Source organism: Pseudomonas sp. CK-NBRI-02 (genome assembly GCF_008124495.1).
Lineage (GTDB): Bacteria > Pseudomonadota > Gammaproteobacteria > Pseudomonadales > Pseudomonadaceae > Aquipseudomonas > Aquipseudomonas guariconensis.
Map to the genome: position 1 here is coordinate 298499 of NZ_VSJH01000001.1, position 22968 is coordinate 321466.

Consider the following 22968-nt stretch of genomic DNA (forward strand, 5'->3'; position numbering starts at 1 on the left):
CCTGCCATCTCCAAAACGCAAACGTTTTCAGTAGGTTACAAATCTGCTGAAAAAGCGTTTCAGCTTCGCTCGATCTTGCCGATAACCCCTGGCATGAATCAGCGGGCGCCGATAACAACAATGCCCAGCGATTGGAGATCAAGCGAGCGAAATCAATTTTCTGGAGAGCGTGCCATGAACGGCTGGTTTGCCAATATCAGCGTCAACCTCAAACTCGGATTGGGCTTCGGCCTGGTCCTGCTTCTGACCGGCCTTCTGGCCCTGACCGGCTGGACCAGCCTGGGCAGCCTGATCGACCGCAGCAACTGGATGAGCGACATCACCAAGCTCAACAGTGACCTGACCAACCTGCGCGTGGCGCGCCTGCAGTACATGCTGACCAACGGCGACGACACCTCGGCCGCCAACGTGCTGGACAAGCTCGATGCTTTCGGTGCCCAGCAACAGCATCTGGTCAATACCTTCAAAAGCCCAGAAAACCTCAAGCTGCTGCGCGAGCAGGGCGAGACCATCGCCAAGTACCGGGTCTCGCTGGAGAAGATGCGCAAGGCCTACAAAACCGGCCTCGCCGCGCGAGAAGCCCTGAACCAGAACGCCCGCCAGGCCAGCGAGGCGCTCGCCGCCATCGAGGCCGTCAGCCGCGACGCGTTGGCGCGCACTTCGGGCGACACAGCCACCCTGCAGCAGTTCCTGGCCATCAGCCAGGCCAAGGAACAGCTCGTCCAGCTGCGCCTGGACGTGCGCAGCTATATCGCGGACCTCACCAGCGATGCCGAACAGACCGTCACCCGTCAGGTTGAAAAAACCTTGGTGGAGATCGACAACCTCAAGCGCCACCTGCCTGGGGAGACCGCCCGAATCCAGGCGTTCGAGTCGGCCATGAGCGGCTACCGCGATGCACTGCGTCAGTTCCGCGATGCCAACGCCGAAGTCGGCGTGGCCCGTGCGGAAATGACCGTAGAAGGCGCCGATATCGTCAAACGCAGCGACCAGCTGTACCAGATCCAACTGGACCGTCGCGACAGCGAAAGCGCCCAGGCCCGCAGCCTGCAGACCATCGCTACCTTGCTGGCCCTGCTGGTCGGCGTGCTGGCAGCATTCCTCATCACCCGCCAGATCACCCGCCCCCTGCGCGAGACCTTGGACGTGGTGGAAAAAATCGCCAATGGCGATCTGACCCAGAACCTGCGTGTCACTCGCCGCGATGAACTTGGCGCGCTGCAGCAAGGCATCGCGCGCATGGGCACGACCCTGCGCGAGTTGATCACCGGTATCCGCGATGGCGTCACCCAAATCGCCAGCGCTGCCGAGGAACTGTCGGCGGTGACCGAGCAGACCAGCGCCGGCGCCAACAGCCAGAAAGTCGAGACCGACCAGGTGGCCACCGCCATGCACGAAATGGCGGCCACCGTACAGGAAGTGGCACGCAACGCCGAGCAAGCCTCCCATGCCGCGACTGGCGCCGATCAAGAAGCCCGCGCAGGTGATCGCGTGGTAGGCGAGGCGATCAACCAGATCGAACGCCTGGCCTCGGAAGTGCACCGTTCCACCGAAGCCATGAGCCTGCTGCAGCAGGAAAGCCAGAAGATCGGCAGCGTCATGGACGTGATCAAATCGGTGGCCGAGCAGACCAACCTGCTGGCGCTGAACGCCGCCATCGAAGCCGCACGCGCCGGGGAAGCCGGCCGCGGTTTTGCGGTGGTCGCCGATGAAGTCCGCGGCCTGGCCCAGCGTACCCAGCAGTCCACCGAGGAAATCGAAGGGCTGGTGGCAAGCCTGCAAAATGGCACCCAGCAGGTGGCTGATGTGATGAACGACAGCCGCAGCCTGACCGACAGCAGCGTTGAGCTGGCGCGCAAGGCTGGCGCTTCGCTTGAGAACATCACCCGTACGGTGTCGAACATTCAGTCGATGAACCAACAGATCGCCGCCGCCGCCGAGCAGCAGAGTGCCGTGGCCGAAGAAATCAGCCGCAGCATCCTGAATGTGCGTGATGTGTCGGAGCAGACCGCTACCGCGAGTGACGAGACCGCCGCCTCGAGTGTCGAGCTGGCGCGCCTGGGCGGACATCTGCAGACACTGGTCAGCCAGTTCCGCGTCTGACCTGAGATTCATAGAGCCCTCTTCGCGGGTGAGCCCACTTCCACAGAGGCAGCGGTGTCGTTAGAACAGCGCACCCTGTGGGAGCGGGTTTACCCGCGAATGCGTCAGGCCAGGCAATCTTGCATGACCTGACGCACCATCGGCTTACTTGACGATCATCCCTACCCCTCGCCCACGCGGGTCAGAGGCAGTCTCGAGCTTCTCGCCGGTCACCCGGATCGCCTGGATGTCGCCCATCTCCCAGCCTTGGTCCTCCAGCACATAACCCATTTTCTTCAGCTCATCGGCCACCTGGCCAGTCAGTGGCGCATAGCTGTCGAAATAGATGGTGTCCTTGGGCAGCAGTTGGTGATGCACGCGCTGCGCCGCCACGGCTTTTTCAAGCGGCATGTCGTAGTCGTACAGGTTGTTCATCACCTGGAAGATCGAGGTGAAGATCCGCGAACCACCGGGAGTGCCGAGCACAAGCGCCACCTTGTCGTCACGGGTCACCAGGCTGGGACTCATCGACGACAGCATGCGTTTGCCCGGCTCGATGGCATTGGCATCGCCGCCTACCACGCCGAAGGCGTTGGCTGCGCCCGGCTTGGCGCTGAAGTCGTCCATTTCGTCGTTGAGCAAGAAGCCCGCGCCCTTGACCACCACGCCGCTGCCGTAATCGAGGTTCAGGGTGTAGGTGTTGCTCACCGCATTGCCCTGCTTGTCCACGATGGAGAAGTGCGTGGTCTGGTGCGGCTCCAGGCCCGGCTTGACCTTGTCGGTGTCGGAGATGGCGTTTGGGTTGACCTGGGCGGCGCGCTTGGCGAGGTAGTCCTTGGCGATCAACTGGTCGACCGGCACCTTGGTGAAAGCCGGGTCACCCAGATAGTCGGCACGGTCGGCGAACACACGCTTCTCGATCTCCGAAAGCAGGTGGATGTACTTGGCCGAGTTGTGCGCCACACCCTTGAAGTCCGCCGCGCGGTCTTCTTTGATGCCCAGCAACTGGGCCAGGGCCACGCCTCCAGAGCTAGGTGGCGGTGCGGTGTAGACAACATTGCCACGCCAGCTGATCGCCATTGGCTGACGCCACACGGCTTTGTAGTCCTTGAGGTCGGCCTTGGTGATCAGGCCTTTATCGGCCTGCATCTGCGCCACCAGCAAGTCGGCGGTCTTGCCCTGGTAGAACTCGCTGACGCCCTTGTCGGCGATTCGCTCCAAGGTCTGGGCGAGCTCAGGCTGCTTGAACAGCTCACCTACCTTCATGTTGCCGAAGTAGTCGTTGAAGTTGGTGGCGGTCTTGAACATGCCTTGGGCATCGTTGCGGTACTGGTACTGCTTCTGGGCGACCTTGAAACCGTTCTTGGCATAGCCGATGGCGGGGGTCAGCAGTTCGCTCCAGGGCAGCTTGCCGAACTTCTTGTGGGCCTCCCAAAGCCCCATCACCGTACCTGGCACACCAGCGGCTCGGGCTCCGACCAGGCTGAGGTTCTCGATGACCTCGCCTTTTTCGTCGAGGTACATGTTGCGACTGGCCGCCTTGGGCGCCACTTCGCGGTAATCGAGGAAATACGGCTTGCCATCGACGAACAGGGTCATGAAGCCGCCGCCACCGATGTTGCCGGCTTCAGGGTAGGTCACCGCCAGGGTGAAGGCCGTGGCCACGGCGGCATCCACTGCATTACCGCCCTTCTTCAGAATGTCGGCGGCCACCTGTGCGCCATATTGATCGGGCGCGGCCACCGCGCCACCCTCCAGGGTGACCGCAAAGGCGGACGAACAGCTCAGGATCGCGGCCCCGAGGGCCATGGACTGGAACATGACGATACGCATGCGCACTTCCTTGGTGTTGTTTTTGTTGATCAGTCATTAAGGCCGAAGCCGTTCGACTAAGCAAACACCCGGGGAAGATTGCGCCGCCCCTGCACAGGTCCTGTCGTGTTCAGGCAACTCAGCAGGCGTACATCGCCAGCTTCTTCTGAATGAAATCCAGGAAGCATTGGATACGCAGGGCCAACTGGGTATTGCGGTAGTACACCGCATGGATTGGCTGGCGATAACCGTTATTGAACTCGCCCAGCACCACCTGCAAGCGGCCGGTGCGGATGTCCTCATGGGTCATGAAGTGCGAGAGGCTGACAATGCCCTCTCCCGCCAAGGCCAGCTGACGCAAGGTTTCGCCGCTGGAGGCAATCAGACTGGGTCGGATCTGCCAGTAATCACCTTGGGCATGGCGCAGCGGCCAGCGATTGAGCGACTCCGGCTGGCTGAAACCGAGCAGGGAATGCGCGTTCAGGTCCTCGACCTTTTCTGGCGTGCCATGGCGCGCCAGGTACTCGGGGCTCGCCAGCACTTGGATCGGGCTGCACCCCAGGGCGCGAGCATGCAGGCTGGAGTCAGCAAGGTCGCCGATGCGGATGGCAACGTCGGTGCTTTGCTCGAGCAGGTCGATGATCAGATCGTCCGTGTTGAGTTCCAGCTCGATGCCAGGGTACTGGCGACGAAACTCACCAATCCACGGCAGGATGGCATGCAGCATGAACGGCGCCGCGGCATTGATGCGCAGACGCCCGGAAGGCGTCTGGTTATGCATCGACAGGTGCTCTTCCATGTCGTCCATTTGCTCGAGGATCTGCCGCGAACGCTCCAGAAAAAAGCGCCCTTCCTCGGTCAGGTCCATGCGCCGGGTGGTGCGGTTGACCAACGTGGTGCCGAGCTTACCCTCGAGCCGTGACAACGTGCGGCTGACTGCCGACGGCGTCTGGCCGATCTGCTCGGCAGCGGCGGAAATCGAGCCGCAGTCGATCACAGCGACGAATACCTGGAGCTCTTCGGATCGGGTTTTCACGTATCAGGCCTGTATCGGAGAATGCCGTGATTGATAGCGGGTGACAGAGATTCATGCAAGGCGCCCATCGCAGTCCAGGGCTGCTTCCGACGCACGTGGAGAGCGCTGACCGAGCCTGCGAGGGGCTGCACCACAGCCTTAGCCCTTCACTGGGCCTTGCCGAACACCTTGTCCAGATGGGCTTCATAGGCTGCCACCGCCGCCGGCACATCCGGACGCTTCATCACGTCCACTGCCAGGAAAGTCGGCAGGCCGGTCATGCCCAGGAACTGGTTGGCCTTGTGGAACGGGAAATACACCGCATCCACACCTTTGCCCTCGAAGAAGTCGCTCGGGTCGTCGAAGGCTTGCTGCGGGGCATTCCAGGTGAGCGAAAGCATGTACTGTTTGCCCTGGATCAGACCGCCGCTGCCGTACTTCTGCGAGGCGTCGGAGCGGGTGCGGCCATCATTGGCGTACAGGCTGCCGTGGCCTGCGGTGAAGACTTCATCGATGTACTGCTTGACGGTCCACGGCGCGCCCATCCACCAGCCGGGCATCTGCCAGATCACGACATCAGCCCAGAGAAACTTGTCGACTTCTTCCTGAACGTCGTAGCCACCATCGATGAAGGTCTGCTTCACGTCGAAACCTGCGCGGTCCAGATGGGCCAAGGCAACCTCGTGCAGGGTCGTGTTGAGACGACCGTCGGAATGGGCGAAGCGTTTGCCGCCGTTGAGCAGAAGAATCTTTTTCATGGGAGCCTCCGATAAGGGGACCCGAGGCTGTCGGCCACCGGTCACGTCAAGTTCGATGGCGGCAGATTAGGCATCCGGGAAGCTGAGAAAAAGCGCTCGATCGGCAAAATACATTTGCGCTCGAATCACGAATTTAACACACATTATTGCTTTAAAATTCTTCCCATCTTTTAACCCACGAGGCCAGTCCATGACCGAGCAATACGCGTTCATTCTCAAAGCTAAGACCCGCCCAGAAAAAGCCGAGGCTTTCGAGCGGTTGTTCCGCGCCTATGTCGAACCGAGCCGCCAGGAGCCGGGCTGCATCGAGTACCACATGCTGCGCGACAAGCAGGATCCCAGCCTGTTCGTGTTCTATGAGGTCTGGGCCAGCAAGGCCGATCTGGATGTGCATTCGGCCCTGCCGCACATGCGCGAATTCTTCGAACAGCGCATGGATTACCTGGAGCGCGATTTCGACATCCAGCTGATCGAGATGCTCAGCCCTTGCTCGGCTAGCCGTTGAGCAGCAGGTGCCCGCCCAGCAGCGCCAGGCCGATGAAGAAACAGCGCTTGAACACCTGCGCGCTGATGCGCTGACGCAACCACTGGCCGCCAAGCATCCCCAACAGGGCGGGCACCAACATCAACAGTGATGCGCCAAGCGTCTGTCCGCCGAGGGCATCCTGACCGGCCAGGCCCAAGGCCAGCGCCAGCGTGGACACCGTGAACGACAGGCCCAGGGCCTGGACCATCTCGTCACGCGACAAGCCCAGGCTTTGCAGGTAAGGCACCGCCGGCATCACGAACACGCCCGTCGCCGCCGTCACCAGGCCGGTCACCAGGCCGCACAACGGTCCCAGCCACACTTCCCATGCGGGCCGCACCTTCATCGTTGGCCCCGACAGCCCATATACGGCATACAGCAGCAACGCCCCACCCAGCGCATGAGCGGCCCAAGGTCCACTGTCGATACCCAGCCAGGCACTGCCGATCAGGGTGCCGGCCAGAATCATCAGCAACAACGGGCCCAGGCGACGCAGCAATCCACGCAAATGCCCCCCAGAGGCCAACTGCCAGAGGTTGGTGACGGTGGAAGGAAGGATCAGCAGTGCGGCAGCCTGCGACGGTGCCATAGCCAGACCGAGCAGGCCCATGGCGATGGTCGGAAGGCCCAGGCCAATCACTCCCTTGACCGCACCGGCCAGCAAAAAGGTCATCGCCACCAGCAACCACAGTGCCGGGCCCATATCCTGATAAAACGCCAAGAAAGTCTTCATGGCGCCAGAATGACGTCTCGGCGCCTGGCTGAAAATCTGCCATATACTCAGCCAGACTCTTGCCAGGACAGAGGCTGATGCATTTCGACCTGACCGACCTCCAGCTGTTTCGCCACACCGCCGAGTGCGGCAACATCACCGCCGGCGCGCGTCGCAGCCACCTGTCGCTGCCCGCCGCCAGCGCCCGCATCCGCGCCATGGAAGCCTCGCTCGGCATCGCACTGCTGGAGCGCAATCGCCGTGGCGTACTGCCCACACCCGCCGGCCAGGCCCTGTTGCAGCATGCCCGGCTGATCAGCCAGCAGGTCGAACGCCTGCAATACGATCTGGCCCAGTACGCCCAAGGCCAATATGGCCAGGTGCGCCTGTTGTGCAACACCGCCGCGCTGACCGAATACCTACCCGAGCTGCTGGCCGCCTATCTGTGTAGCCATCCCGGTGTCAGCGTCGATGTTCAGGAAATGCCGAGTCTGCGCATCGTGCAATCGATCACCCAGGGCATGGCCGACCTGGGCATCATCTCTACCGCCGCACCCAACGAGCACCTGCAGACTCGTCCCTTTCGCGACGACCCGCTGGTACTGGCGATGCCCATCACTCATCCCCTGGCCGAGCAGGCCGCGCCGACTTTCATCGACAGCCTTGCCCACGGCCATGTCGGGCTGGGTGCCAACAGCGCACTGGCCCTGCATCTGGAGGAACAAGCCCTGCGGGAAGGGCGGCGCATGCAGGTACGGGTGCGGGCAGAAGGATTTGACGGGGTGATTCGCATGGTTGCCGGCGGCGCCGGGGTAGCGGTGGTGCCGTTGGCATCGGTGCGACGCTGGGAAGGGGTATTGCCACTGCGCTGGATCGCATTGCCCGAGCCTTGGGCCAACCGTCGACTGTTACTGTGCGCCCGGGATTTCGGAGCATTGCCAGGGTATGCCGCCGCTTTGGTGAAACAACTGGAGGACAGCTGAAACCCGCGCAGGCTGCAACCCCATCCCCCCACCGCGAAATCGAGACTCAACCTACAACCAACCCGGCACGGTCCTGGCGCGCCTGGCCCGGCATCTACGTTAAAACCCTGAGCGAACGCGATCTTTCGTTTCCACGGGATGCCTTCATGAATCGACACGACAATCGCCTGTGTTCCAGTGACGATCTGGCGCGCCTGCTGCAGACGTTCGCACAGCGATATATCCGCAAGACATTCATCTCGCGCTTCATGCATGAAGCGAAGAAAAAACCCGAACAGTTGCACGCCCGGGTTTGCCATAGCCCTGAGCAGCTGTTCCATGGCGGCCTCAGAGGCTCCCCGCAATGCTTGCCTGCCACAGGTGAATTCCTGACATTGGAGAATACGGGCTTCAAGGTCGGTACCTGGGAGCACTGCGAGGCGGACCTTCTGATTTGCTTCGGCGGCCTGGTCATTGCGCAGGGAGGTGCCTGGTTCTGGGCACGCAGCGAACCGACAAGGCAACGACCGGGCAACGAATACCACGGCATGCCGCACCGTTGAAGGTCATCAACGTCCCCCCTTGCCGCCCACCTGGCTCATTCCTCACAATCGGGTCATGTCGCGCCATGAAAGGGAGTTCAACGTGCCGTCGATCTATCAACTCAAACCCCGTTTCCAGGCCCTGTTGCGCCCTGGCGTAAAGCGCCTGCATGCGCGCGGCGTCACCGCCAATCAAGTCACCGTGGCAGCCGCATTGGTGTCGGTACTGCTGGGCCTGTTGCTGGCCTGGCAGCACGATGTGACCGGGCTGTTCATCCTGGTGCCGGTGTGGATGCTGCTGCGCATGGCCCTCAATGCCGTCGACGGCATGCTGGCGCGGGAGTTCGGCCAGCAATCGAAGCTTGGGGCTTACCTCAACGAGCTGTGCGACGTGGTCGCCGATGCGGCGCTGTACCTACCATTCGCCCTGTTGCCGGGGGTATCACCGGCGCTGGTGGTGCTGGTGGTCGTGAGCGCGGTCATCAGCGAGTACGCCGGCGTGATGGGGCCGCTGGCGGGGGCTTCGCGGCGATACGACGGGCCCATGGGCAAGAGCGACCGGGCCTTCGCCTTTGGTGTGCTGGGCACCGGGATCGCTTTCGGGGTGCTGAGCGCAGCATGGATCGACGGCCTGCTGCTGGTCATCCTCGCACTCTCGCTCTATACCCTCTACAACCGGGTTCGCCAAGGCCTGGCCGAAACTCGCTGACCTCTTCGCCGCCGGACAAGGACCTTCGCCATGCGCCAAGCGCAATCGCTGCACTTCTGCACCCATGATGGCGTCGAGCTGCATTACCGCTATTGGCCCGCCACCCGTAACGAATACCAGCCACGCCGGGCGGTGGTGATGTTCCACCGCGGCCACGAACACGGCGGGCGCATGGCCCATTTGGCCGATGAGCTGGACATGCCCGGCTACGACTTTTTCGCCTGGGACGCCCGGGGCCATGGCCAGTCACCCGGAGCACGTGGCGACAGCCCAGGCTTTGCCACCAGCGTGCGGGACGTGCAGACCTTCATCGAGCATGTCCGCGACAGCCATGGCATCGCCGAGGCGGACATGGTGGTACTGGCCCAGAGCGTGGGCGCGGTGCTGGTGGCGACCTGGGCCCATGACTACGCGCCGAAAGTGCGCTGCCTTGTGCTGGCCTCGCCGGCCTTCAAGGTCAAGCTTTACGTGCCGTTCGCTCGCCCAGGCCTGAAGCTGCTCAAGGCATTGCGCGGCAATTTCTTCGTCAACAGCTACGTCAAGCCACGCCTGCTGACCCACGACCCGGAGCGGGTCATGTCCTACTTGGCCGACCCGCTGATCAGCCGGCCGATCTCGGTGACCATGCTGCTAGGTCTGTATGAAGCGGCCGACCGAGTGGTCGCCGATGCCCAGGCGATCCAGGTGCCGACCCAGATGCTGGTGTCCGGCGCCGACCTTGTGGTCGAACGCAACCCCCAGGAGCGCTTCTTCGAGCGTCTGGGCAGTGCGCGCAAAGAGATGCATGTTCTCCCAGGCTTTTTCCACGACACCCTCGGCGAGCGCGACCGGGCCCACGCCCTGGTGCGGATCCAGCGCTTCGTTGCGCACTGCTTCGACAGGCCTTTACCGGTGCCCTCGTTGCTCGATGCCGACAAGAGCGGCGCCAGCTGCGCTGAAGCCGAAAGCCTGGCCGCGCCGCTACCTCGCAACTCGCCCCGCGACCTTTACTGGCGGGCCACCCGTGCCGGACTGCGCTTGGGCAAGGGCTTCTCGGAAGGGGTGAAGCTGGGCTTCGACACCGGCTTCGATTCGGGCAGTACCCTGGACTACGTGTATCGCAACCAGCCCAGCGGCAAAGGCAAGCTGGGCGAACTGATCGACCGGAACTATCTCAACGCCATCGGCTGGCGCGGCATCCGCCAGCGCAAGCTGCATGTGGAGGAACTGCTGCGCGAAGCCATCCGCCGCCTGCGCGAGCAGCAGCGCCCGGTACACATCGTCGACATCGCGGCAGGCCACGGTCGTTACATCCTCGAAGCGCTGCAGGAGCAGATGCCCGACTCGATCCTGCTGCGCGACTACAGCGAGCTGAACGTCCAGCAAGGCAGCGCCTTGATCGCCGAGAAGGGCCTGACCGAGGTGGCCCGCTTCGTCCAAGGCGATGCCTTCGACCGCCAGAGCCTGGCCAGTCTCGATCCGCACCCGACCCTGGCAGTGGTGTCTGGCCTGTATGAGCTGTTCGCCAGCAATGACCTGGTGGGCAGTTCCTTGGCGGGCCTGGCCGATGCTGTTCAGCCGGGCGGCTATCTTGTGTACACCGGCCAGCCCTGGCACCCGCAACTGGAGATGATCGCCCGTGCCCTCACCAGCCACCGCGATGGCCAGGCCTGGGTAATGCGTCGGCGCAGCCAGGCGGAGATGGACCAGTTGGTGGAGGCGGCAGGCTTTCGCAAGGTCGCTCAGCGCATCGATGAGTGGGGCATTTTCAGTGTCAGCCTGGCGCAACGGGTGGATTGATGACGCGCGAACCCGGCTTGATCCGCCGAGGCGTGCTCTGGCTGTTGCTGCTGGGGCCGTTCTTCTTTCTCAGCTATGGGCTGGTCAACAACCACACCGCTACCCGCGACGACGTCGGCAGCCTGGTGTTCGGCTGGGAAGGGCAAACGCCACTATGGCCGTGGACGATCGTGCCCTACTGGTCGATCGACCTGCTGTACGGGTTGTCCTTCCTGTTGCCGACCACCCGCCGGGAGATGGACCGCCACGCCCTGGCCCTGCTGACCGCGCAAGTGATCAGCGTCGGCTGCTTCTTGCTGTGGCCACTGCGCTTTACCTTCGAACGCCCAGCGCTGGACGGCCTGTTCGGTTGGCTGTTCGATGTGCTGATGGGGTTCGACAAGCCCTTCAACCAGGCCCCGTCACTGCACATCGCGCTGTTGGTGATCATCTGGACAATGTTTGCCCGTCATGTTCATCGCCAGCCTTGGCGCGGGCTGATGCATGGCTGGATGGCTTTGATCGGGGTATCGGTGCTGACCACCTGGCAGCATCATTTCATCGATCTGCCCACCGGGGCACTGGCGGGGCTGGTATGCGTCTGGCTGTGGCCGAGGGAGGGCGAGTTGCCGCTGCGGGCAGCACGCCTGGCCCGTGATCCTCGACGCTGGCGGCTTGCCCTGTATTACGGGGGCGGCGCGCTGTTGTGCGCGGTGCTGGCGCTGCAGTTGGCGGGCGCCTGGCTATGGCTGCTGTGGCCGGCGGTTTCGCTGCTGATGGTGGCGCTGAACTATGCCGTGTTCGGTGCCGGTGGATTCCAGAAAGGCGCGGATGGACGGCTATCCAATGCCGCCACTGGGTTGCTGGCGCCCTATTTGTTAGGGGCCTGGATCAACTCGCGGCTCTGGACCCGCAAACGGCCACAGGCCGATGAGGTGTGCGATGGGGTATTTCTGGGGCGCATTCCCGGAGCCGGCGAGGCCTCCTCATTCAATGCCGCGCTGGACCTGACGGCTGAACTGCCATGCTATGCCTGTGCCGGCGCTTTCGCGGGTAAACCCGCAAATGGGCCAGGCCAGACAATGCAGATGCCCGCACATTACACCTGCCTGCCCACCCTGGACCTGATCGTCCCGGATGCCAGCTTGCTCAGACAGGCCGCCGAGGCCATCGAATGCCTGCGTCAGCAGGGCCCGGTCCTGGTCTGCTGCGCCCTGGGCTACTCCCGCAGCGCCAGCGCGGTGGCCGCCTGGCTGGTGCACAGTGGCCGTTGCGCCAACGTTACCCAGGCCGAAGCGCTGATCCGCAAAGCCCGACCTTCTGTCGTGTTACATCCAGGCCATCGCATGGCACTCGAACAGCTGGAGGCCCAGCCATGAACCTGCATCTGGTGGCCAGCCTGCTGGGCCGTGGTCGACAGCTCGAATGCTTGTCCGATGGCATCACCCTGTTGGCCCTGGCCTACGGCCTGGCCCCCCTGGTGACACACCTGCCCCCGCTGGCCAGTGCGGTGTGCGCGGTGTTGCTGGGGCTGGGGCTGCTGCACAAGTACTGGGCAATCCGCGTAGCCTTGGACGCCGCGCTGTTCGCCCGGCTCGCCAGCAGCGCAGACCTCACCGCCGACACCCAAGCCTTGGATCGCGCCCTGTTTGACTTGAACCTCAAGCCCCACGCCCACGACGCACGCGACTGGCCCTCGCGCAGCCAGGGCGCGCTGGGCCTGCTGCGACGCCAGGCGCTGTGCTTCGCCGCGCAAGTCGTGCTAGCCCTGACTACCCTGCTGATACTCTCTTTCACCGGATAACCACCGCGCCATGTTCGCCGCCTTGACCGCCTTTGCCATCACCTCTGCCGCACGCCTGATCACCGGTGCCCGGGCTCTCTGGCTCGGCTGCACGCCGCACCCCAGGCAACGCCTGTATTTTGCCAACCACAGCAGCCATGGCGACTTCGTGCTGCTCTGGGCCTCGCTGCCCGAACCACTGCGCCGCCGTACACGCCCGGTCGCCGGGGCCGACTATTGGGCCAAGCCGGGCATCCGGGAGTTTCTGATCCGTAACGTGTTCGACGCCGTACTGATCGACCGCCAGCGCGGCGAGTCCAACGACAACCCACTGCAACCGGTGCTCGATGCCTTGGGCCAAGGCGATTCGCTGATCTTCTTCCCTGAAGGCACCCGCAATCTCAGCGATGAGCCACTGCTGCCGTTCAAGAGCGGCCTGTTCCACCTGGCCTCGGCCAACCCTGATATCGAGCTGGTGCCAGTGTGGATCGCCAACCTCAACCGCGTCATGCCCAAGGGCCGCGCCCTGCCCTTGCCGCTGCTGTGCACCTTGAGCTTCGGCGAACCCCTGCACCTGCTGCCTGACGAGAGCAAGCAGGCCTTTCTCGAGCGGGCCCGCCAGGCCCTGCTGAACCTGGCCCCGAAGGATGCCTGAGATGGACGACAACACCCTTTCCCTGTTCGCCGGCATCGGCGCCCTGCTCCTGCTCGCCAGCGTGATCGGCCGTCTACTCAAATGGCGCGCCGGCCCCGCGCCGCACGCAGTGATCGACAACCTCAACGCCCGCATCAACGCCTGGTGGGTGATGGTGCTGGTGATCGGCATCGCTTTCGTGTTCGGCAAGTACGGCGTGATCGCACTGTTCTACTTCGTCTCGTTCTATGCCCTGCGCGAGTTCATGACCCTCACGCCCACCCGGCGCAGCGATTACCCGGCGTTGGTGGCGGCGTTCTACGTGGCGCTGCCGGTGCAGTACCTGTTGATCGCCATGGACTGGTACGGTTTGTTCAGCATCTTCATCCCGGTGTACCTGTTTCTGTTCCTGCCGATCCTGGCGAGCTTCGGTGGCGACACCACGCGCTTTCTCGAGCGCGCTTCCAAGGTGCAGTGGGGGCTGATGATCGCGGTGTACTGCCTGTCCTCGGTGCCGGCATTGATGACCTTGGACATTCCCGGTTATGAAGGCCGCAACCTGTTGCTGATCGCTTGGCTGATCCTTGTGGTGCAGATCAGCGATGTGTTGCAGTACGTCTGCGGCAAGCTGTTCGGCAACCGCAAGGTGGCGCCTAACCTGTCGCCCTCCAAGACCGTCGAAGGGCTGGCCGGCGGCGTAGCTTTGGCCACCCTGGTGGGCGCCTTGCTGTGCTGGATCACCCCGTTCAACTTCTGGCAGGCAGCGCTGATGGCGCTGACCGTCAATGCCATGGGTTTCTTTGGCGGGCTGGTGATGTCGGCGATCAAGCGCGACCGCGGGGTGAAGGACTGGGGACACATGATCGAAGGCCACGGCGGCATGCTGGACCGCATGGACTCGGTGTGCTTCGCGGCGCCGGTGTTCTTCCACTTCGTACGGTACTGGTGGGCCTAGAAAAATACCCCCAGGGGGTATTCAGAACTGCGGCCTGGGCTTGCCGAATCGCCAAGCCTGCGATGGGCCGCAACGCAGCCCACACTGGTTACTTGAGGTAAGAGCGCAGCAGCGAGGCCACCTTGTCGGCCTCCTCCTGGCGCTGCTCGGCACTCAGGTCATCGGCCACCAGATGCTCACGAATGTGCCCTTCCATCACCTCGGCCATCAACCCATTCACCGCACCTCGTACGGCGGCGATCTGCTGCAGGATCGCCAAGCAGTCCTTGTCCTGCTCCAACGCGCTTTCCAGGGCTGCGGCTTGGCCCTTGATCTTGCGCACACGGGTCAGCAGTTGCTTCTTGCTCTTGATGGTATGTGCCATAGGGTTCTGCATCACTCTAGGTATACTGGGGTATAGTATATTTCGCCTATCTACCGGAGCATGATAAACCATGGTTGCGCAAACCTCAGACAAGTGGCTGCACAGCCATCAGTTCCATACCGGCAACCTCGGCGCCGAGCGCAAGACACGCCTGGCCGTGTGGCTCACGGCGGTGATGATGGTGGCGGAGATCGCCGGCGGCTGGTACTTCAACTCCATGGCGCTGCTGGCCGACGGCTGGCACATGAGCTCCCATGCCCTGGCCCTGGGGCTCTCACTGCTGGCGTACGCTGCCGCACGGCGCTACGCCCGCGACCGTCGCTTCGCCTTCGGCACGTGGAAGATCGAGATCCTCGGCGGCTACTCCAGCGCTTTGCTTCTGCTGGGCGTAGCCGGGCTCATGGCCTTCCAGTCGGTCGAGCGGCTGCTGACACCTGGGCCGATTCACTATGACCAAGCCATCACCCTTGCGGCACTCGGGCTTGCCGTGAACCTCGCCTGTGCCTGGCTGCTGCGCGACGATCACCATCACGATCACCACCATGGCCATCATCATGATCATGACCACCACCAGCACCACCATGACCTGAACCTGCGATCGGCCTACCTGCACGTGATGGCCGACGCCGCGACCTCGGTGCTGGCGATCATTGCCCTGCTGTCCGGCAAGTTCTGGGGCGCCGGCTGGCTCGACCCGGTGATGGGCCTGGTGGGAGCGGTGCTGGTGGCGGTGTGGGCCAAAGGCCTGCTGCGTGACACCGGCCGGGTATTGCTGGACGCCGAGATGGACGCGCCCGTGGTCCAGGAGATCCGCGACGCCGTGGCGCAACTGTCGGTACCGGCCACCCTCACCGACTTGCACGTGTGGCGTGTCGGCAAGGACCAGTACGCCTGCATTCTCAGCCTGGCGGCGACGGGCTGTCTTAGCGCCGACACCGTACGCCAGGCACTGGCGGTCCATGAAGAACTGGCGCACATCACGGTCGAAGTCAACGCAATGGCCAACGCCTGAGGGTGATTGCTATGGTGTGCCCTCAGGAGGCGCACCATGACCGACCCACAACTGCTCGCTGCCCAGCAACTGCTTGCCCAGCACCTTGGCGACGCCTTGCAGGCCATCCACCTGTACGGCTCGGCCGTGGCCGGTGGATTGAGGCCGCACAGCGATCTCGACCTGCTGGTGACTGTGTCCCGACCGCTGTCCGACGCCACACGCCAGGGGTTGATGCGCGCGCTGCTGGATGTTTCGGCACCACCGGGAGCAGACCCCAACCTGCGCGCCCTGGAGGTGACGCTGTTGGTACGCGACGACATCCATCCCTGGCGCTATCCGGCCCGCCGCGAGCTGCAATTCGGTGAGTGGCTGCGAGCATCGCTGCTGGCAGGCGAGGTCGAACCTGCCCAGCTCGACCCGGACCTGGCCATTCTGCTGACCAAGGCCCGCCAGCACAGCCTTTGCCTGGTGGGCGAAGCGGCTGCGAGCTGGTTCGACCCGGTGCCGCCCGCCGACCTGAAACAAGCCTTTGCCGACACCCTGGCCCAATGGAACACGCCCGAGGACTGGACCGGCGACGAGCACACCGTGGTGCTCGCCCTGGCGCGCATCTGGTACAGCCTGGCGACGGGGTCGATCGCAGCCAAGGATGTAGCCGCCCAGTGGTTGCTGGAGCGTTTGCCAGACGCGCACCAACCGGTGCTGGCCAACGCGCGCGCCGCCTACCTGGGTACCGCGCCGGACCTGCTCGCCCAATGGCCGGAACAGGTCAACGCCTTCGTTCTTCATTGCAAGTCGCATATGCCCACATAGCGCATCCAGACACCTGGACGTCGAGCCCAGGCAACTCCAGCGCCAGCGCAGGCCCTATGGTGACGTGTCATTCAGCCACTTACCTGGGAACCTGCCATGTCCGACTTCATTACCGTCCTGCGCGAAACCTGCCCGACCCCGGCCCTGAACGCCACCCCGTGGAAGCGCATCGGCGGCAACCCGCAGACCGTCAACCTGAACGCCTATCTCTCTGCCGATGGCAGCAAGATCATGGGCACCTGGATCTGCACTCCCGGCAAGTTCGAGATCAACTACGAGAAGTGGGAGTTCTGCCACTTCCTCGAAGGCTACGTGATCATCACGCCGGAAGGTGAAGAGCCCAAGCACCTGAAGGCAGGCGACGTGTTCATCATCGAGCCAGGTCTCAAAGGCACCTGGGAAGTGGTCGAGACCGTGCGCAAGTACTTCGTCTTCGCCTGATGCCAAAGCCCTTTCGCAGGGCTTTGAATGGCGCAGCCAGGTCAACACGGCGCGTCCCTGTGGGAACGGGTTTACCCGCGCCCACAGACTGCACCACACCTGAAAAATCGAGCACGAAAAAAATCGCGAGGCAGGTGCCCTTCCCTCTGGTGCGCAGTTACAGAGGGAAGGCCACCTGGCCCGCGATAAAATTCACCTCGCTCGTCAATCCTTCTTGCGATAACTCTCGACGATCGCCGAAAAGTCCTTGCCGCCCTCGCCACGCAGGCTCATGGCCTGATAAAGCTGCTGCGCCACGGCGCCGAGGATCACCGGCTGGTGCGCCAGACGCGCAGCCTCGGTGGCCAGCCCCAGGTCCTTGAGCATCAGCTCGGCGCCAAAGCCGCCGGTGTAGCCGCGCGAAGCCGGGGCGGTCTCGATGATGCCTGGCCAGGGGTTGTAGGTATCCGAACTCCAGCAACGCCCGGTGGAGCTGTTGATGATGCCGGCCAGCACCTTGGTGTCGATGCCCAGCGCATTGCCCAGGGCCATGGCTTCGGACACACCGATCATCGAGATACCCAGCAGGAGGTTGTTGCAGATCTTGGCGATCTGTCCGGTACCCACCTCGCCGCAGTGCACGATGTTGCGCCCCATCTGTTCCAGCACCGGCTTGAGCGTGGCGAACAGCTCGGCGCTGGCACCGACCATGAAGGTCAAGGTACCCGCTGCCGCGCCACCGGTACCACCGGACACCGGCGCATCGCCCATGTCCACGCCCTTGGCCGCTGCGGCTTTGGACACTTCGCGGGCGGTCTGCGGATCGATGGTGCTGCAGTCCACGGTCGGTGTGCCCGGCCGTACACCCGCCAGCACGCCATCGTCACCCAGATAGACACTGCGCACGTGGGCCGCCGCCGGCAGCATGGTGATCACCAGGTCACTGCTGGCCGCCGCTTCCTTCGGCGAGGCGCTGACCTGCCCGCCCAGTTCGGCGAGCTCGGCCAGCACGGTCTTGTTCAGGTCGAACAGGTTCAGTTGATGCCCGGCCTTGATCAGGTTGCGGGCCATGGGCGCGCCCATGTTGCCCAGGCCGATGAATGCGATACGCATGACGAACTCCTTAGCGCAGGCTGATGGTGGTGTTCACACCGTCATTGACGCTGTCATCGTCGAACCAGCGGGCGGTGACGGTCTTGGTCTGAGTGTAGAACTGCACCACCTGCTTGCCGTACGGGCCCAGGTCGCCCAGCTTGGAGCCGCGCGAACCTGTGAAACTGAAGAACGGCACCGGCACGGGAATCGGAATGTTGATGCCGACCTGGCCGATGTCGATCTCGCTCTGGAACTTGCGCGCTGCCGCACCGCTCTGGGTGAACAGGCCCGTGCCGTTGCCGAACGGGTTGGCATTGACCAGGGCGATGGCCTCGTCGAGGGTGTCGACTTCCAGGGTCACCAGCACCGGGCCGAAGATTTCCTGTGTGTAGATCTGCATGTCGGTGCGTACCCCAGAGAACAGGGTCGGGCCGACAAAGTTGCCCTGCTCATAGCCCGGCACCTTGACGTCACGCCCGTCCAGTTCGAGCTTGGCGCCTTCTTTGATTCCGCTTTCGATCAGCCCCAGCACGCGCTCCTTGGCACGCTTGGAAACCACCGGGCCGACGTCGGTGCCCGGCTCGCAACCAGCATTGACCTTGAGCTTGCTGGCGGCTTCCTTGATGTCCGGCAGCCATTCACGGGCCTTGCCTACCAACACCGCCACCGAGGTGGCCATGCAGCGCTGACCGGCCGCGCCGAAAGCAGCACCGACCAGGGCATTGATCGTCTGGGTACGGTTGGCGTCCGGCAGCACCACGGCGTGGTTCTTGGCGCCCATCATCGACTGCACGCGCTTGCCGTGCTGGCTACCCAGGTTGTACACGTGGGTGCCGACCTCGGTGGAACCGACAAAGGAAATCGCCTTGATGTCCTTGTGGGTGCAGATCGCATCCACCACCTGCTTGCCGCCATGCACCACGTTCAGTACACCGGCCGGTATGCCGGCTTCCAGGGCCAGTTCCACCAGCATCATGGTCGACAGCGGGTCCTGTTCGGACGGCTTGAGCACGAAGGTGTTGCCGCAAACGATGGCCATCGGGAACATCCACAGCGGAATCATCGCCGGGAAGTTGAACGGGGTGATGCCAGCGCATACGCCGATCGGTTGGCGCAGGGTATAGGTGTCCACGCCACCTGCGACGTTTTCGGCGAACTCGCCCATCTGCAGGGTGCCGATCGAGGCCGCGTGCTCGACCACCTCCAGGCCGCGGAAGATATCGCCTTCGGCATCGGCGAGGGTCTTGCCCTGCTCGGCACTGAGGGTCTGGGCGATACGCTTGGTGTGTTCGCGGATCAGCGCCTGCAGCTTGAGCATGATGCGCATGCGCGCGCCGATGGGGGTGTCGCGCCAGCTGGCGAAGGCTCGCTGGGCCGCAGCCACGGCGGCGTCGACTTCCTCTATGGTGGCGAACGGCACCCGCGCCAGCACCTGCTGGGTGGCCGGGTTGACGATGTCGCGCCACTCGGTGGTCTTGGACTCGACCCACTGGCCGTCGATCAGCAGCTTGACCTGCTCGACCTTGGCCTGATCGGGGGTATGGGGTGCGTTCAACTGCGCTCTCCTTGGAATTATTGTCGGAACGAGATCGCCAGCGCGCCGAGGCGGGGTGGCGCCGTGGGGCTTTTTTCGAGTATAGATGTGCAAACATCCAACAAGAACGCACAAAAAAACCGGATCATCATGCAAAAAGACCTCACCTCCCTGAGTTCACTGAACTGGGACGATTTGAAGTTCTTTCTTGAAGTGGCGCGCACCCGCAAGGCCAGCAGCGCGGCCAAGCGCCTGGCCGTTGACTACACCACGGTGTCGCGACGCATCAGCTCGCTGGAAGGCGCGCTGGGCACGCTTCTGTTCGAAAAATCCCGGACCAACGGCTTTGTCCTGACCTCTGAGGGTCAACGCCTGCTGGGCTACGCCGAATCGATCGAAAGCACGCTGCACATGGCCTGCGAGCAGGTCTCAGGCTCAGGCGTGGCACTTTCGGGCCATGTTCGCATGGGCTGCACCGAGGGCTTCGGCAGCTTCTTCGTCACTCCGCAACTGAGTCACTTCGTCGATGCCTACCCGGCAATCTCGGTGGACATCCTGCCCCTGCCGCACTTCATCAGCCTGTCCAAGCGCGAGGCCGACATCGTCATCGCCTTGGAGCGGCCCGAGCATGGGCCCTATGTGTGCTGCAAGCTGTGCGACTATCGCCTGCGGCTGTACGCGACCCAGGAATACCTGGACAACCACCCGCCAATCCGCCAGGCCGCCGACCTGACCCAGCACCGGTTCATCAGTTATGTGGACGACTTGGCGTTCAGCTCCGAGCTTTTGTACCTGGCCAACCTGATCCCCAATGCCAACGCCCACCTGCGCAGCACCAGCGTGATCGCCCAATACACCGCGGCCTTGCAAGGCCGCGGCCTGGCAATCCTGCCGTGTTTCCTGGCTGCGCAGGATGCACGATTGCTCAATCTGTTGCCTGAAGAGGTGGAGATCACTCGGCAGTTCTGGATGTACTGCCGGGAGGACCTGCGCAAGTTGAAGCGCATCACCTTGCTGTGGGACTACATTCGCGATGTGACCGAGGCCAACGCGCCGTTGCTGATGGGCAACAGCCGGGAGATGAAGTTCGCGTGATGCCGGATGGGCGCATCTGCGCCCAATTGCAGGCGCCAGCGCGTGCCTCAGTAGGACGCTACCACGATCGATACGCGGCGGTTCTCGGTTCGCCCGCTGGCGGTGCGGTTGTCCGCCACCGGCTGGCTGCTGCCCAGGCCAACGGTGCGGATGTTCTGAGGCTGCATGCCGATGCCGATCAGCGCCTGGGCGACGCTCTGCGCACGGCGTTCGGACAACTGCTGGTTATACGCCTCCTTGCCCGAGGCATCGGCATGGCCGTCAACCCTCACCCGCTGGATATCCACCGACAGCAAGGCTTTGCCGATGCGCTCGACGATCGCGCGGCTCTGGCTGTTCAGGCTGTCCAGATCGCTGCCAAACAACACCTTGCCAGAAAGATCGAACGCCCAACCTTCGTCAGTCGGCGCGAAGCCTTCACGCTTGAGCACGGCGATCTGCTCTTCACTCAAACCCTTGGGAACGCTCTGGCAACCGCCGAGCGCCAGCAACGTCAGCAATGCCAATACCAGCGTGGGAAAACGCAGTGCAACGACACGGTGAATCACGGTTCAGCTCCTGTTATCAACGTCAGTGGCCGAATGCTCCGTCTGCGCCACTTGCCAATGGCCACGGCGCATGCGCTTGGCCTGATACATCGCCCCATCGGCGGCATTGAGCAGCCCTGCCGGGTCCAGGCCGTCGTCGGGGAAGTAAGCGATGCCTACGCTCAACGAGGTGGTGATGCTGTTGCCGGTTTCCAGATGAATCGGCAGCTGCATGCTGGCGATGATCTTTTCAGCGATGCGCTCGGCGTCGCCTCGCGACTGCAAGGGCGTCAGCAGCACCGCGAACTCGTCCCCGCCGAGGCGCGCCACCAGGTCGTGTTCGCGCAATTGCGCGCGGATCCGACTGGCCACGCTGATCAGCACCTCATCCCCCGCCGAGTGGCCCAGGCTGTCGTTGATCTGTTTGAAATGGTCGCTGTCGAGGAACATCAGCGCCAGCCGCTCCTGCTGGCGGACGGCATTGCGTAGGCTACGGCTCAGGCGCCCCTCGAAGAATGCTCGATTGGGCAGGCCGGTAAGGCTGTCATGGGTCGCCTGGTGAGCCAGGTTCTCGTTCTCACTGCGCAGGTGACTGTCCCAGGCCTCCAGTTCGTCGAGCAGTGCATTGAAGTCGTTGCCCAGCTCGTTGAGCTCGGCGATCTGCGTTTCGGGTACGCGCCGGTCGAAGGTACGATCGCGGCGGGCGGCGTGAGCCACGCTGGCAAGGCTGCGCAACGGGCGAATGATGTCGCCGAACAGCCGACGCGACAGATAGAGAGCCACCACTGCACTGAGCAACGTGCAGAACACGATCCCCGCCAGGCCACTGAACAGGAAGCGCAGCAAGTTGCCGCCCTGCCCGGACACTTCGATGTGCCCGACCTTCTGTTGCTGATGCATCACCGGCAGCGTGATCGGTTCCTCCAGTAGCGCGCTGGCCACTTCCGCCTCCAGCTGGGCAAACATGCCATCATCGTCACGGTGCCAATGGGCCAGTTGCACGCCTTCGTCATTGAACACCTTGGCATCGGCCACCTCTTCGGTGGCTGCGATCAACGCCAGGGCTTCCTTCGCAGCAGGAGCATCGTCGAACACCACAGCCGCTTCGACGGTGTAGTTGATCGAGCGGGCAATCAGGTGCAGGTTGTGATTGGCATAGACGCGCAAGGCGAGCACACCGAGCAGGGTCAGGGAGACGCCTGCCAACCCTACCGCCAGCAAGGCCAATCCCAGATGGCCGCGGCCAAGTACCGAACGCAGGGTTGGGCGAACGCCAGGCTTGATGCACCTTCTCATGGCTGCACCGCCCGTCGACGAGACAACTGCAACACACTGGGATGGATTCGCACACCGCTGCGAGCGACTGAATCCAGGTTTACGTCAAAGGCCACCTGCTCGTCACTGACCCGCAGGCAAAACAGGCTGCCCACGGTGCAGGGATCGTCCGCCTCGCTGATGCTGAGCACCGGATGGCCGCTGACCGACTGGAACAGCCGCTCCCGCTCACCTTGGTCGAGCTTGCCGATATAAAGTGCGTCGCAGGCGCTGGCGACACGCTGGTCGTTCACCAACAAGCGCCGCACCTGCAAGGGCTGGCCGGAGTTCTGCACATTGCCCTTGATCAGGTCATCGGCGTATTCGGTCGGCCCTACCAGGCACAAACGCAGCGGCACTGGCTCTGCCGGCCAGCGCGCATAGCTGAGAATGCCCAGCACGACTTGGGTCACGGCCTTGGCCCGCTGTTGGACCTGAGCAGCGCTCGCAGGGGGGTCTGCCCGAGCAGGGCCTGCGAGCAGCAAGGCGGCCATCAACAGCGCAAGCGCACGGCCCATCACGCGTCCCCGAGGCGAGACAGCCACCATTTAGGAAATCCCACAA

The 22968-nt window shown here is 63.3% G+C and carries 24 protein-coding genes and 1 pseudogene; 15 read left to right on the top strand and 10 right to left on the bottom strand.

Annotated features, from left to right (window positions below):
• Positions 1-309: 309 nt before the first annotated feature.
• Positions 310-1248: pseudogene (locus DQ397_RS24890) on the top strand (methyl-accepting chemotaxis protein); the annotation flags it as partial.
• Positions 1240-2103: a methyl-accepting chemotaxis protein gene (locus tag DQ397_RS24895; RefSeq protein WP_371906718.1), complete on the top strand. Its 864-nt coding sequence runs from the start codon at positions 1240-1242 to the stop codon at positions 2101-2103. The pseudogene DQ397_RS24890 and the gene DQ397_RS24895, both read left to right, overlap by 9 nt.
• A gap of 144 nt (positions 2104-2247) precedes the next feature.
• Here the strand turns inward: DQ397_RS24895 and ggt are convergent, their stop codons facing one another.
• The 3 genes from ggt to DQ397_RS01420 form a co-directional block, all read right to left on the bottom strand.
• Complete coding sequence (gene ggt, locus DQ397_RS01410) at positions 2248-3915, bottom strand: gamma-glutamyltransferase (RefSeq protein ID WP_043208402.1); 1668 nt, start codon at positions 3913-3915, stop codon at positions 2248-2250.
• A 118-nt stretch (positions 3916-4033) separates the two neighbouring features.
• Positions 4034-4930: a LysR family transcriptional regulator gene (locus tag DQ397_RS01415; RefSeq protein WP_043208400.1), complete on the bottom strand. Its 897-nt coding sequence runs from the start codon at positions 4928-4930 to the stop codon at positions 4034-4036.
• A gap of 146 nt (positions 4931-5076) precedes the next feature.
• A complete protein-coding gene (locus tag DQ397_RS01420) occupies positions 5077-5667 on the bottom strand; it encodes an NAD(P)H-dependent oxidoreductase (RefSeq protein WP_043208399.1) in 591 nt (196 codons plus the stop codon).
• Positions 5668-5857: 190 nt separating this feature from the next.
• On the opposite strand from DQ397_RS01420, the gene DQ397_RS01425 reads away from it, so the two are divergent.
• Positions 5858-6172, top strand: coding sequence for a putative quinol monooxygenase (locus DQ397_RS01425; RefSeq protein WP_043208396.1), 315 nt, complete (start codon positions 5858-5860; stop codon positions 6170-6172).
• Here the strand turns inward: DQ397_RS01425 and DQ397_RS01430 are convergent.
• Entirely contained in the window at positions 6162-6926 is a 765-nt protein-coding gene (locus DQ397_RS01430; protein ID WP_043208394.1) for a sulfite exporter TauE/SafE family protein, read from the bottom strand. The two genes, DQ397_RS01425 and DQ397_RS01430, sit on opposite strands and share 11 nt — an antisense overlap.
• Before the next feature lie 77 nt (positions 6927-7003).
• Here DQ397_RS01430 and DQ397_RS01435 point away from each other — a divergent pair, with 77 nt between their 5' ends.
• The 8 genes from DQ397_RS01435 (at position 7004) to DQ397_RS01470 (ending at position 14248) form a co-directional block, all read left to right on the top strand.
• Complete coding sequence (locus tag DQ397_RS01435; RefSeq protein WP_043208392.1) at positions 7004-7888, top strand: LysR substrate-binding domain-containing protein; 885 nt, start codon at positions 7004-7006, stop codon at positions 7886-7888.
• Positions 7889-8034: 146 nt separating this feature from the next.
• Positions 8035-8430, top strand: a complete 396-nt coding sequence (locus DQ397_RS01440; protein ID WP_043208390.1) for a hypothetical protein — start codon at positions 8035-8037, stop codon at positions 8428-8430.
• A gap of 82 nt (positions 8431-8512) precedes the next feature.
• Complete coding sequence (locus tag DQ397_RS01445; protein ID WP_043208388.1) at positions 8513-9118, top strand: CDP-alcohol phosphatidyltransferase family protein; 606 nt, start codon at positions 8513-8515, stop codon at positions 9116-9118.
• A gap of 30 nt (positions 9119-9148) precedes the next feature.
• Entirely contained in the window at positions 9149-10897 is a 1749-nt protein-coding gene (locus DQ397_RS01450) for a bifunctional alpha/beta hydrolase/class I SAM-dependent methyltransferase (protein ID WP_043208386.1), read from the top strand.
• The gene (locus DQ397_RS01455; protein WP_043208385.1) at positions 10897-12255 is read left to right on the top strand and encodes a phosphatase PAP2/dual specificity phosphatase family protein; all 1359 of its coding nucleotides are present in this window, start codon (positions 10897-10899) and stop codon (positions 12253-12255) included. Before DQ397_RS01450 ends, DQ397_RS01455 begins: the two co-directional genes overlap by 1 nt.
• Positions 12252-12680, top strand: coding sequence for a hypothetical protein (locus DQ397_RS01460; RefSeq protein WP_043208383.1), 429 nt, complete (start codon positions 12252-12254; stop codon positions 12678-12680). The genes DQ397_RS01455 and DQ397_RS01460 overlap by 4 nt, the downstream gene beginning before the upstream one ends.
• Positions 12681-12690: 10 nt before the next feature.
• Positions 12691-13314: a 1-acyl-sn-glycerol-3-phosphate acyltransferase gene (locus tag DQ397_RS01465; RefSeq protein ID WP_043208380.1), complete on the top strand. Its 624-nt coding sequence runs from the start codon at positions 12691-12693 to the stop codon at positions 13312-13314.
• 1 nt (position 13315) lies between these two features.
• Positions 13316-14248: a phosphatidate cytidylyltransferase gene (locus DQ397_RS01470; protein WP_043208379.1), complete on the top strand. Its 933-nt coding sequence runs from the start codon at positions 13316-13318 to the stop codon at positions 14246-14248.
• A gap of 88 nt (positions 14249-14336) precedes the next feature.
• Here the strand turns inward: DQ397_RS01470 and DQ397_RS01475 are convergent, their stop codons facing one another.
• Complete coding sequence (locus DQ397_RS01475) at positions 14337-14612, bottom strand: metal/formaldehyde-sensitive transcriptional repressor (protein WP_043208377.1); 276 nt, start codon at positions 14610-14612, stop codon at positions 14337-14339.
• 70 nt (positions 14613-14682) lie between these two features.
• Here DQ397_RS01475 and dmeF point away from each other — a divergent pair, with 70 nt between their 5' ends.
• The 3 genes from dmeF (at position 14683) to DQ397_RS01490 (ending at position 16860) form a co-directional block, all read left to right on the top strand.
• Entirely contained in the window at positions 14683-15624 is a 942-nt protein-coding gene (gene dmeF / locus DQ397_RS01480) for a CDF family Co(II)/Ni(II) efflux transporter DmeF (RefSeq protein ID WP_043208375.1), read from the top strand.
• Positions 15625-15660: 36 nt separating this feature from the next.
• A complete protein-coding gene (locus DQ397_RS01485; protein WP_090345119.1) occupies positions 15661-16419 on the top strand; it encodes an aminoglycoside adenylyltransferase family protein in 759 nt (252 codons plus the stop codon).
• A gap of 96 nt (positions 16420-16515) precedes the next feature.
• Positions 16516-16860: a cupin domain-containing protein gene (locus DQ397_RS01490; protein ID WP_043215260.1), complete on the top strand. Its 345-nt coding sequence runs from the start codon at positions 16516-16518 to the stop codon at positions 16858-16860.
• Positions 16861-17064: 204 nt separating this feature from the next.
• On the opposite strand, the gene mmsB is transcribed toward DQ397_RS01490, so the two are convergent.
• Both mmsB and DQ397_RS01500 read right to left on the bottom strand, forming a co-directional pair.
• Positions 17065-17952, bottom strand: a complete 888-nt coding sequence (gene mmsB / locus DQ397_RS01495) for a 3-hydroxyisobutyrate dehydrogenase (protein ID WP_043215258.1) — start codon at positions 17950-17952, stop codon at positions 17065-17067.
• A 10-nt stretch (positions 17953-17962) separates the two neighbouring features.
• The gene (locus DQ397_RS01500; protein WP_043215255.1) at positions 17963-19489 is read right to left on the bottom strand and encodes a CoA-acylating methylmalonate-semialdehyde dehydrogenase; all 1527 of its coding nucleotides are present in this window, start codon (positions 19487-19489) and stop codon (positions 17963-17965) included.
• 129 nt (positions 19490-19618) lie between these two features.
• On the opposite strand from DQ397_RS01500, the gene DQ397_RS01505 reads away from it, so the two are divergent.
• Positions 19619-20563: a LysR family transcriptional regulator gene (locus DQ397_RS01505; RefSeq protein WP_043215253.1), complete on the top strand. Its 945-nt coding sequence runs from the start codon at positions 19619-19621 to the stop codon at positions 20561-20563.
• A gap of 47 nt (positions 20564-20610) precedes the next feature.
• Here the strand turns inward: DQ397_RS01505 and DQ397_RS01510 are convergent, their stop codons facing one another.
• The 3 genes from DQ397_RS01510 to DQ397_RS01520 are packed head-to-tail and all read right to left on the bottom strand — an operon-like array spanning position 20611 to position 22922.
• Positions 20611-21111 carry an OmpA family protein gene (locus DQ397_RS01510; protein ID WP_043215252.1) on the bottom strand — a complete coding sequence of 167 codons (501 nt, stop codon included), beginning with the start codon at positions 21109-21111 and terminating at the stop codon, positions 20611-20613.
• Positions 21112-21114: 3 nt separating this feature from the next.
• Positions 21115-22386: a diguanylate cyclase domain-containing protein gene (locus tag DQ397_RS01515; protein ID WP_043215249.1), complete on the bottom strand. Its 1272-nt coding sequence runs from the start codon at positions 22384-22386 to the stop codon at positions 21115-21117.
• On the bottom strand, positions 22383-22922 hold the full coding sequence (locus DQ397_RS01520) for a YfiR family protein (RefSeq protein WP_372240713.1): 540 nt from the start codon (positions 22920-22922) through the stop codon (positions 22383-22385). The genes DQ397_RS01515 and DQ397_RS01520 overlap by 4 nt, the downstream gene beginning before the upstream one ends.
• Positions 22923-22968: the final 46 nt, after the last annotated feature.